At 41.1% G+C, this 8,692-nt stretch carries 9 protein-coding genes; 6 read left to right on the top strand and 3 right to left on the bottom strand.

Annotated elements, in window-relative coordinates:
- Window positions 1-71: 71 nt before the first annotated feature.
- Window positions 72-491, bottom strand: coding sequence for a plastocyanin (gene petE, locus FJR37_RS22505; protein ID WP_168467170.1), 420 nt, complete (start codon window positions 489-491; stop codon window positions 72-74).
- A 184-nt stretch (window positions 492-675) separates the two neighbouring features.
- On the opposite strand from petE, the gene leuC reads away from it, so the two are divergent.
- The 4 genes from leuC (at window position 676) to FJR37_RS22485 (ending at window position 4,203) form a co-directional block, all read left to right on the top strand.
- Window positions 676-2,079, top strand: a complete 1,404-nt coding sequence (leuC, locus tag FJR37_RS22500) for a 3-isopropylmalate dehydratase large subunit (RefSeq protein WP_168467169.1) — start codon at window positions 676-678, stop codon at window positions 2,077-2,079.
- Window positions 2,080-2,195: 116 nt separating this feature from the next.
- Window positions 2,196-2,804 carry a 3-isopropylmalate dehydratase small subunit gene (leuD, locus tag FJR37_RS22495; protein ID WP_027402708.1) on the top strand — a complete coding sequence of 203 codons (609 nt, stop codon included), beginning with the start codon at window positions 2,196-2,198 and terminating at the stop codon, window positions 2,802-2,804.
- A 182-nt stretch (window positions 2,805-2,986) separates the two neighbouring features.
- Complete coding sequence (locus FJR37_RS22490; protein ID WP_235335065.1) at window positions 2,987-3,454, top strand: EVE domain-containing protein; 468 nt, start codon at window positions 2,987-2,989, stop codon at window positions 3,452-3,454.
- A 224-nt stretch (window positions 3,455-3,678) separates the two neighbouring features.
- A complete protein-coding gene (locus FJR37_RS22485; RefSeq protein ID WP_168467168.1) occupies window positions 3,679-4,203 on the top strand; it encodes a PD40 domain-containing protein in 525 nt (174 codons plus the stop codon).
- A gap of 121 nt (window positions 4,204-4,324) precedes the next feature.
- On the opposite strand, the gene FJR37_RS22480 is transcribed toward FJR37_RS22485, so the two are convergent.
- Window positions 4,325-5,320 (bottom strand): succinate dehydrogenase/fumarate reductase iron-sulfur subunit, encoded by a 996-nt coding sequence (locus FJR37_RS22480; RefSeq protein ID WP_168467167.1) that lies wholly within the window; start codon window positions 5,318-5,320, stop codon window positions 4,325-4,327.
- Between the two features lie 1,257 nt (window positions 5,321-6,577).
- Between FJR37_RS22480 and FJR37_RS22475 the strand changes: the two genes are divergently transcribed.
- Both FJR37_RS22475 and FJR37_RS22470 read left to right on the top strand, forming a co-directional pair.
- Window positions 6,578-7,009, top strand: coding sequence for an AbrB family transcriptional regulator (locus FJR37_RS22475; protein ID WP_168467166.1), 432 nt, complete (start codon window positions 6,578-6,580; stop codon window positions 7,007-7,009).
- Between the two features lie 197 nt (window positions 7,010-7,206).
- Window positions 7,207-8,064, top strand: coding sequence for a CPBP family intramembrane glutamic endopeptidase (locus FJR37_RS22470; RefSeq protein WP_174763464.1), 858 nt, complete (start codon window positions 7,207-7,209; stop codon window positions 8,062-8,064).
- 235 nt (window positions 8,065-8,299) lie between these two features.
- On the opposite strand, the gene FJR37_RS22465 is transcribed toward FJR37_RS22470, so the two are convergent.
- A complete protein-coding gene (locus tag FJR37_RS22465; RefSeq protein ID WP_174763465.1) occupies window positions 8,300-8,683 on the bottom strand; it encodes a hypothetical protein in 384 nt (127 codons plus the stop codon).
- Window positions 8,684-8,692: the final 9 nt, after the last annotated feature.

Here is an 8,692-nt window from a genome sequence, read left to right as displayed (position 1 = left end):
TAAGCTTTTTGATTTACTGATAGCTACTGTACCATCCCTGTACATTAACAAGGATGGTTCGTGGCTATATATTAACCTTCAACAGTGACTTGACCAACCATGCCAGCACCACGGTGAGGTTCACAGTAGAATGTGTATTTACCAGGAGCAGCATCAACAGGAATAACTGTGGTTTCGGTTTGTCCAGGACTCATTAATAACTTCTTGTGGGACAAAGATTTTGCTAACTCAGCACTTTTAGCAGGATTCTTCTTAGCATCAAAGACAACGTTGTGGGGGGGAACTTTGTTGTTCTTCCAAACAATTGTGTCACCAGCTTTAACAGTCAATTTCTTGGGTTCAAAGGCTAACATACCTTTATCACTGCCCAGTTTAACTGTATATGTTTCCGCAGATGCAGTAGGAGTGAATACCGCAAAGCTACCAAAAATTACAATAACTGTTAATACAGCTAGGCTCAAGCGTCGCAAAGTTGCTGCGATAGATTTCATGGTTCTGTCCTGTGGAAGTATGTTTATTGTTCTCATTTCATTTTAAATACAATCAATGCCAAATATGACAACCCGTCATATATTTTTTTTGTTAACCACTATCAGCAGCTAGATTTCTAAAATTCCATTGCCACCAAATTTCTGATACAATCGGAAGTCCGACTCCTTTAATGTAGATTAATGTATGAGCAAGGGTACACTATTTGACAAAGTTTGGGACTTACACACCGTTGGTACATTACCATCAGGATTAACACAACTATTTATTGGACTACATCTTATTCATGAAGTTACCAGTCCCCAAGCCTTTGCAATGCTCAAGGAGCGGGATTTAAAAGTATTATTTCCACAACGGACAATAGCCACAGTTGATCATATCGTTCCCACAGAAAACCAAGCTCGTCCCTTTATGGATAGCATGGCCGAAGAAATGATTCAGGCATTAGAAAAGAGTTGTCAAGAAAATGACATAACTTTTTACAATATTGGTTCAGGAAATCAAGGAATAGTTCACGTCATTGCCCCTGAATTGGGACTAACACAACCAGGAATGACCATCGCTTGTGGAGATAGCCACACATCAAGTCATGGTGCATTTGGTGCGATCGCCTTTGGTATCGGTACAAGCCAAGTTAGAGACGTTCTCGCCTCCCAAACCCTATCATTATCAAAACTCAAAGTTCGCAAAATCGAAGTTAACGGCACATTAAAACCCGGAGTTTACGCCAAAGACGTAATATTGCACATCATCCGCACACTAGGCGTAAAAGGTGGCGTAGGCTACGCTTACGAATTTGCTGGTACAACCTTTACCCAAATGAACATGGAAGAACGAATGACCGTTTGTAACATGGCCATAGAAGGTGGGGCGCGATGCGGATACGTCAACCCCGATCAAATCACCTACGATTATCTACAAAATAGAGATTTTGCTCCCCAAGGTGCAGACTGGGAAAAAGCTATTGCTTGGTGGGAATCCCTCAGTAGTCATGCTGATGCAGAATACGATGATATCGTAGTATTTAATGCCGAAGATATTCCCCCCACAGTCACATGGGGAATTACACCCGGTCAGGGAATTGGCGTAGATGAAAAAGTCCCCACAGCCGCAGAACTCCTAGAAGAAGACCGCTTCATCGCCGAAGAAGCATACCGCTACATGGACTTATATCCCGGTCAACCCATCCAAGGCACAAAAATAGATGTCTGCTTCATTGGTAGCTGCACCAACGGACGCATTAGCGACTTGAGAGAAGCCGCCAAAATTGCCCAAGGTCGCCAAGTTGCAAAAGGTATAAAAGCCTTCGTAGTTCCTGGTTCAGAAAGAGTCAAAAAAGAAGCCGAAGCCGAAGGACTAGATAAAATCTTCCAAGCCGCCGGTTTTGAATGGAGAGAACCAGGATGTTCCATGTGTTTAGCCATGAACCCCGACAAACTCCAAGGCAGACAAATCAGCGCCTCCTCCTCCAACCGCAACTTCAAAGGGAGACAAGGATCATCCTCCGGTCGCACCTTATTAATGAGTCCCGCAATGGTAGCCACAGCCGCCATCAAAGGCGAAATCGCCGATGTGCGTGAATTACTGTGATAAATCTTGTGGGGTGGGCATCCTGCCCGCCCAAACTAGGACAGGCTAGAAGCCCGTCCCACAAAGCATCCCTCTCAAACTCCTCTTCCTTTCTGCCTTCGTGGTTCATTAATATTATGGTCAGTGAAGTAAAACAAATATCCGGTAACGCCGTTCCCCTCATTGGTAACGACATAGACACCGACCGAATTATTCCCGCCCGCTACTTAAAAGCCATCACCTTTGACGACTTAGGAGAAGGCGTATTTGTTGACGACAGAAAAGCCTTAAATGGTGAACACCCCTTTGATCAAATCCAATATCAAGGCGCAAAAATTCTTATAGTTAACCGCAACTTTGGCTGTGGTTCATCACGAGAACACGCACCCCAAGCTCTAGCAAAATGGGGAATTAAAGCCCTAATTGGTGAAAGCTTCGCCGAAATCTTCTTTGGTAACTGCGTAGCAATGGGGATACCATGCGTAACTGCTGATGAGAAAGTAGTCAAACATCTACAAGAATTAGTTACTACCAATCCTCAAGCAGTTAAAACCATAGATTTGGAAAAATTGCAAGTGCAACTTGGTGATTTTACTGCCTCAGTTATGATTAGTGAAGGCACAAGAAGCACTTTTATTAGCGGAACTTGGGACGCTTGCGGACAGTTAGTAGCAAATGCCCAACAGGTAAAAGCAACAGCAGCAAAACTACCTTATATTGCTTGGGGTAATTTAGCAGCAAGTTAGTATATATAGAGGCGTTCTCTGTAACGTCTCTACAATTATGGAATTAATTATTAAGTAGGAGAACACAATAAAACCAAACTGTGTAAAGAAACGTAAAATCGCCCAAACCCTCTTCACTCTTGCCTCTTGCCTCTTGCCTTTTGCCTTGCCATAACGACAATTTTCAACGCCAACCTACTTAAATGAATACAATTAATTATTGGTTAATGAAGTCAGAACCAGCAGTTTATAGTATTACAAACTTACAACAGCAAGGTGAGACGATTTGGGACGGTATACGTAATTATCAAGCCCGGAATTTCTTGAAGCAAATGCAAATAGGAGATTTAGCATTTTTCTATCACTCCAACACTGAACCACCCGGTATCTTTGGTTTAATGCGGATAGTTGAAACAGGTATTGCAGACCCAACACAATTTGATATAAATAGTAAATATTATGATGCCAAATCAACTCTTGAATCCCCCCGTTGGCAAACTGTAAAAGTGGAATTTGTCGAAATTTTTAATCATCCTCTTTCACTATCAACACTCAAAGCTGAGTTTAATGATGATGAATTATTAGTAGTGAAAAAAGGCAATCGTCTATCAGTAACTCCGGTAATAGAACCAGTCGCCAGTAGAATTTTAGAAATGGGCAAAGATAAGTAGGGCTTGCTGAGTAAAGCTAGAACCGCCTCTCAGTAAGGGTCTCACTGATTTTGAGAACAAAAAAGTGCAAGGTTAAGTAATTGGACAAAAATATTTACAGTCATTGCGAGCGAAGGGAAGCAATCACAACCCTGGCGATTGCTTCATTTCACTTCGTTCCATATGGCTAACGCCACGCAACGCTTACGCATTTTGAGAGGGGGAATTTTTTTATTTAACATCCTATGAATTATAAATTATCAATAATTTTAGTTTTATGCTCAACTCTGTTAACTGGGTGTTTTGGCTACCCGCGCTTACTCAGTTACCCATTTGATTCCGGGGGAAGGAGTTTAAATAGCTTCTCGTCCGAATTAAATCCGCAAATTTCTGGAAGATATATTGTATTCACAAGCGATCGCCGAGGCAGTCAAGATGTATATATGTTTGATACATTGACTCGTAATTTAGTAGATCTACCCGGCTTAAATTCCTTTGATACAATTGCTTCCCATCCTGCGGCTTCTGACAATGGCAAATTTATTGTCTTTGCTGCTAGTCGTCAAGGACGAACACAAATTGTTTTTTATGATCGAGATGTGCGTCAATCACGAAATTTAGCAGGTGATGTGCAAGGAGAAGTCCGCAATCCAACAATTAGTGCTGATGGTAGTAGAATCGCCTTTGAGTATAGTAACAATGGACAATGGGATATTTTAGTGTATGACCGATTTGGGCGAAAATTGAACATTCCCCAAGAGCCAAGTTAATCCAGGAAGTAGGGGCGCAGGGCCTGCGCCCATTCAGAAGTCAGGAGTCAGAAAGAAGAATTAAAAAAGAAGAATTAAGAAATAAGTAGCGCAAGAAAGGGAAACATTCTTTTGCAACTGACTAATCACTATTTTGTACAGATTCGATGAGCGATCGCACTTCCTGAGTTCCTGGGGACGGTTCAAAAGAAAGAGGAAATTTACCCTTAACTAGCATTCTCAAGCCCAAAGGTGCAAGACTGAGTAAACCTTGCAAATCGCGGAAATAATTACCAACCACTTGAACCCCAAATTGGCGTTCATCAATCCAACCACCTTGTTTAACTAAATCCACTAAAACCTTACGATGACGAATTGCCCGACTGTCATCAGCTTGTTTACGCTCCAGAATTTCCTGTTTAATTTTCGTAATTTGTTCTAATGGGGCAACTTCCATCGGACAAACCGAATCACAATAAAGACAACGAGTACAACCCCAAACCCCTTGAGTTCCTGTGCTATAGGTTTCTAATCTTTGTTCTGTATTACTATCGCGGGAATCTGCCACCATGCGATATGCCTTAGCCAAAGCATGGGGACCAACAAAATCAGGATTAACTTCCAGAGCATTACATTCAGAATAACAAGCTCCACACATAATACAATTGCCCGTTTGATCAAGAAGCGATCGCTCTTGAGGCGTTTGCAAGAACTCTCTTTCAGGAACTTGTCTAGCTGCGGTACTCACATAGGGAGCAACCGTCTCCAAATTATGCCAAAAACCATTCATATCCACAACCAAATCTTTAATTACAGGCATATTCCCCAAAGGTGCAACTGTAATTTCTGGAGTAGTTTGAGGCTGATTTGCAGATGATGATATTTTCTCCAGTCTAGCCAGTTCACTCCCCACATTCTCCTTACAAGCCAAAGCAGAACGCCCATTAATCCGCACAGCACAACTACCACAAATTGTATTGCGGCAATTTTTGCGAAATGCTAAACTTCCATCTTGTTCCCACTTAATCTGATTGAGACAATCCAGGATAGTATTACCTGGTTCTACCTCCAAAACGTAAGACTTGAAAACAGGGTGAGAATTTTCTTCTTGTCGAGTAATCTTAAAAATAACTTCCATGATGATCAATCCAAATCTTGGGTGCAAATCTTCTGTCTTACCTTACCTACCTCGAAAATCATGAAACTAGGGAAGGATGAAGTATGAGGCGTAAAGTATAAAAATAGATTTTCTCTTCCGCTTGAGTTGACGGCAGCCTTCACCCTTGATCCTTTACACTTAATACTTCTTTCGTCAAGCCCTAGCTATAAAAATTCTACATCCTTACATATATATAAATGTCAAAGCCAGGGAAAATCTCAGAAGAGTGGCTATCAAATATCCCGGAGATATGGTAAATTTATTCTTCCCATAGACAGACGTAGATAATCTAATCGCAGCTTTGAATCTGATAATGATTAACAGCAGGGATTTTTCACCCCGCCTTTTGTTTATAGTCCCAGATAGATCCTGGAGTGAAGCCATAGAAACTCTAGAATTTAACTGACTCACTCATAGAAAGCACGTCTAAATTAGATTAACTTTTATAAAAGTCCTGGCATCATCCTCCCGACAGTATCAAGCTTGAGGAAAATCTCGCCTGGATTTTAGCGGCTCAACTCCAGGGATCTAGATCAAAATTTAGTTGTAATATGAATTTTAAATTCAAAAAATATTTTGCTATTATTATTTCATGCTAGTATTTAATAGAAAATTACGAACTAACAAAATCAGAATAGCCGCATAAGCACGGCTAACACTTCTTTTGTTTCTTCGTAATGTAGAGACTAGAAAATTCATGTCTCTACTGGCAAAATAAAAGGGTGTATGTCCATCAGACCACACATAAATCCTATGCTGTCTTTATTCCTATAACTCAAAGGCAAGAGAAAAGCAGCACTGAATGTGAAAAACCTGTAATTTATTGGCTCTACGCGGCAGTTCCCCCATTTGGGGAAATCCCAAGACCGGACTGCTTTATCTTTTTTGGAGTAGAACTAACCTGACTTGTAAAGGTGGCTTGAAGTTACACCGTTACAACAGTGACCAAAGAGAAAATAATTTAATTTCCGATGGCCAATGATGGTTAAAAAAGCCGTAAAATTACTGAAATAAATGTCTGTGGCAACTATGACTTACAAACCTATTATGGACAACTGTAATAGAGTCTTCTGTTGCTGACATATCAGCAGGAATTCACCCATCACCCTCATGTTTTGTTGACTTCTGAAGTCCAGTTGCGCTGATTGCTCAATACTAGACACACAAGAAAATTCTGAAATGGCTAAGTCCATGCTACGCTGTCAATTTGAAGAGATTAAGGAAAATTAGAGCATAATGACCGAAACTGCAACTGCCCCATTAACCGGAAAAACATTGCTGGCGAAAGTTAAAGAACTTTCCACCTTGCCACGTCGAGAAAGAGCAAAGCAATGTGGTTATTACACCGTTACTAAAAATAGTCAAGTTCGAGTTAACTTAACAGACTTTTATGATGCTTTATTGTCAGCTAGAGGCATTCCCCTCAGCCCAGAAGCACCAAAAGATGGACGTGGACGCGAACCGACATACCGGGTCAGTGTTCATCAAAATGGTCAAATTGTGATTGGTGCAACCTACACCAAAGCAATGAACCTAAAGCCCGGTGACGAATTTGAAATTAGACTCGGTTACAAACATATTCACTTAATTCAGCTTGGTGAAAGTGATAAACAATTAATCCAGTCTGATGATGCTGATGATGCTGATGAATCAGATGCAGAAGAATAAATTTTTTCACCTATCAGGGATAAGTTTAAGGTAAATTGTCATGAATTTATCCCTAGAGCTACCGCTAATTAGTAGCTGTGGTTAAATAATTGCAGTGGGATAAGACATAAAAAACGTTTTGACCTCTTCCATGAGTCACAAATTCTAGTAGAGTCTTGATTATTCGTCAAGAAATCTGTTGTTGCAGGAAGTTAGTCATGTTTTTTATGTCTATTCCACTGTCATTTTTAGACTCATCAGTCCATACTTTGCTGGAGTTTCTCAAAGATACGCCAGTATTTTTGGTCATGGCTTTTTTTATTGTTTGGATAGGTTGCTGGTTGCCATTGGTAGCAGTTTTAGCCATTACTTTGAATTGGCAAATACACAAATCTTTACAACCAGAGCAAAAAATTCCTTTATTAGTATCTCTTTATTTATTAGTTCCTCTAATTCTCTGGGGATTTCAAGGGTTGAAATTGGGTTCTTTCCCTGATTATGGATTAGTGGGGAAGGCTTCTATTTTCGGCTCTTTATTACTGGGTTTTAGCTTGGGTGTTTTGGGTCTAGCTATAGTATTTTTTGGGCAAATTCGCGCCGGTTGGTGCTATTTAGAAAAATCTCAGATCAAGTTAATACCATCTAGTTTATTAACGATTTCCCTAGTGGCTTTGTTTGTGGGGGGAATAGAGGAACTTGTATTTCGGGGCTTTTTATTCACTCAGTTACAACAAAATTATCCAATTTGGTTAGCTGCAATTATTTCTAGCTTGGTTTTTTCTGTCTTACATTTGGTATGGGAACAAAAAGAAACTCTTCCTCAACTGCCTGGATTATGGCTAATGGGTATGGTCTTAGTATTAGCTAGATTAGCTGATGGCAATAGTTTAGGGATTGCTTGGGGACTTCATGCTGGTTGGGTATGGGCGATCGCTACCATAGATACAGCGGGATTAATTACCTACACAGATCAAGTTCCTACATGGGTGACAGGGATCAATAAAAAACCCCCCGCGGGGTTGACAGGAATTATCTGCCTTTTGGCGACGGGAGGAGTGCTTTTATGGATATCGTAATTACTAAATGATATTTTTCTCACGCAGAGGCGCAGAGACGCAGAGGGGAGAAGTTACTTGGTTGGGGCGATCGCTACTATAGATACGGGGGGATCAATAAAAAACCCCCCGCGGGGTTGACAGGAATTATCTGCCTTTTGGCGACGGGAGGAGTGCTTTTATGGATATCGTAATTACTAAATGATATTTTTCTCACGCAGAGGCGCAGAGGCGCAGAGAGGAGGAGGAGGAGAAGTTACTTGGTTGTGGTTAAGAATTGGCGTAAGCTGACTAAACTCAGGGTTTGTCCTAAGTTTAGGGGTAACATGGATATGCCTTCTAGGCGGGATTGTACCCAGCCTTCGCCCCAGTACCATTCGTGAAAGCCGTCAATGCCTCCACTGAGTATTAAGCGCAAACAATTGGGTTTTACTACGTCTACTTGGTGATGAATGGAGACTGGTCCAGCCCAGGTGGTGAACTCAAATCCTGGTGGTAATTCTGTGGGCATTTCTGGGGGAAAACTTTGCCCCAATAGCCATTTTTTTAGTTTGGCAGGATGCAAAATACTGTCATGAATGGCATCGGCTGATGCTGTAACTTCGATACGAATTTGGCTTTGTTGAAATGTACCTAGCATGGTGATTGG

Source organism: Aphanizomenon sp. UHCC 0183 (genome assembly GCF_009712065.1).
GTDB classification, from domain to species: domain Bacteria; phylum Cyanobacteriota; class Cyanobacteriia; order Cyanobacteriales; family Nostocaceae; genus Dolichospermum; species Dolichospermum heterosporum.
The sequence above is the reverse complement of the archived record's forward strand: the minus strand, read 5'-3'. Positions and strand labels throughout refer to the sequence as shown.